This is a genomic window from Olavius algarvensis spirochete endosymbiont (genome assembly GCA_900608495.1).
Taxonomy (GTDB): Bacteria; Spirochaetota; Spirochaetia; order DSM-2461; family DSM-2461; genus UBA2779.
In genome coordinates, this window is record UWYT01000195.1 from 1 (window position 1) to 1,847 (window position 1,847).

General features: G+C 46.9%; 1 protein-coding gene. It reads right to left on the bottom strand.

Translation table 11 applies throughout. The features are described 5' to 3' along the window. Positions 1–512: 512 nt before the first annotated feature. On the bottom strand, positions 513–1,724 hold the full coding sequence (locus S1OALGB6SA_RS06160; RefSeq protein WP_230204454.1) for a phage head morphogenesis protein: 1,212 nt from the start codon (positions 1,722–1,724) through the stop codon (positions 513–515). Positions 1,725–1,847 lie beyond the last annotated feature (123 nt).

Here is a 1,847-nt window from a genome sequence, read left to right on the forward strand (position 1 = left end):
TGTAGGGAGTCAAGGAAAATGAGAATGGGAAAAAATCAATGCAATCGGGCTAATTATTTGTATAAAAAGAGATTAAAAGAATTAGTTTAGACTAGTTTTTTGCAGGCAAAATGAGAAAAAACGAGAGAAATTTTCGTTTTTTTGGCCGAAAAGTGGAAATTTTGGGACTAAAACACCGGTGAAAAAATGAAAATTCAAGATGTTTTTTGATGTTGGTGTATCCTTGATTTCTTGAACAAAATTCTGGGACGGGATCTTGAGAAAAAACGAGGAGGATTTCATTGTTCAGAATCAAGAAGCGAAAATTCCAGGGTGAAAAGCTGTTGCAAAACAAAGTATTTTGAGTTATCTTTGTAGTGAAGCTGTCAAGGTAAGAGCCTGCTAGATGGAGGAGGGCCTCCGGTCGTCTTAATAAGAACTGGTCATACTTAAACGTGTATGCCTGGGAGGTATAGCGAATTAGTCTGGCGATGTCATGTGGGATCCCGGTTCGAATCCGGGTCTTGGCGGCTTCACTTCCGTATGTAAATTCTGCTATAGCGTCTATCCTCATCAAGCGCCCCTCGCCTAGTCTTGAAAAATGTATGTAGCATCAAGGATGTTAGCTTACGTCCTGGGAGGAATATGGCTTTGATGTCATGCATTTTATCGACGCCGTATCGAAAAACCAGGTTGCCTGTGGCGTTGTCTTTGTAGATGGCCTCCGGATCAGCGACTTTTCTGGGGGTGTTCTTCATATCATTTATTGAAAGGCTCACGTCGGCGAGACTACCGTCCGAAGCTCGACGTATTCTGGCTCCGTGGATAACGGAGCGATCCTTGATGATGAGTTTGACATCTTCGCCAATGGCCTCGGCGGCATCGGTGCGGAGGGTAGAGAACATCATGGGAGCATCAGCATAGAGACGTTTTGCGGGGAGCGATTTATCTGGCAGATTGCTGATGTAGATATTCCACTCTGCTTGGGTGAGCTGGTAGCCTGTCATTTCTTTGCGGTAAGTGGCGATAATCTCTGATAAAGCCGACTTACCCTTGTATTTGATTTTTTTCAAGGCATCGTATCGCGTGAAGTTTGGGGCAATCATTTCCCTGCCGGGATCATAGCGCCATTCTTTTGGGATGGATGAGTTCATATCTACTCCCTGGGGGATTCCTGTTGGCCCGCCTAAGGTTTTGGCTTGGGATTCTGATAGCTGGTTGCGATAGCATTGGCATCTCCATCCGTTTGGCGGCGTGCCCGTGGCCCAGAAGGGATCGTCGTAGCGAAGAATCAAGCCGTGGAATGCGCTGTGATTCTGTCGTTTTGTGTTGCGTTGAACCTGTTGATACTGCCAATAGGGGTAGAGGTGAGCTGTGCGCAGCATTCCCCGAGTTTCTCCGGCGGAGTAGGCAGTCAGTATATTGGTTTGATAGATGGTATCCAGGCGCCTGTTGATGTATTTCTTATCCTTTGCGGTTTTGTCCGGCCTGCCGTACCATCCTTTTTCAGCCATGATGCGCCTCATGTCGCGCTTGAAGGCACCAAGGCCGGTGCCTTCCTCCATGCTCTTTGCCATAATTTTGAAGATGTCATCCACTATGGCGGCGCCGATTGAGTGGGCCACAGTGAAGGCGTGGACATGCTCGCCCATCCTAAGTTGATCCCATTTGCCGGTGGGCACTGGTAGTTTACGCTTAACGTAATTGATGGCTTCGGTTGGCTCTGGGATTTTATTTTTTGGCATTGCTGGTTCCGGCTGAAGCAGCGACATAGCGCAGATTATCCAGTATTTGAACCAGCTTTGAACGCTGTTTAAACTGCCTTTTATGTCTGTTCAATATCCGATTTGAGGCGTCGTCAAAGCTTC

Bases quoted from the DNA above. Each gene is read 5' to 3' on its own strand.
- S1OALGB6SA_RS06160 (WP_230204454.1), bottom strand. From the start codon at position 1,724: ATGCCAAAAAATAAAATCCCAGAGCCAACCGAAGCCATCAATTACGTT.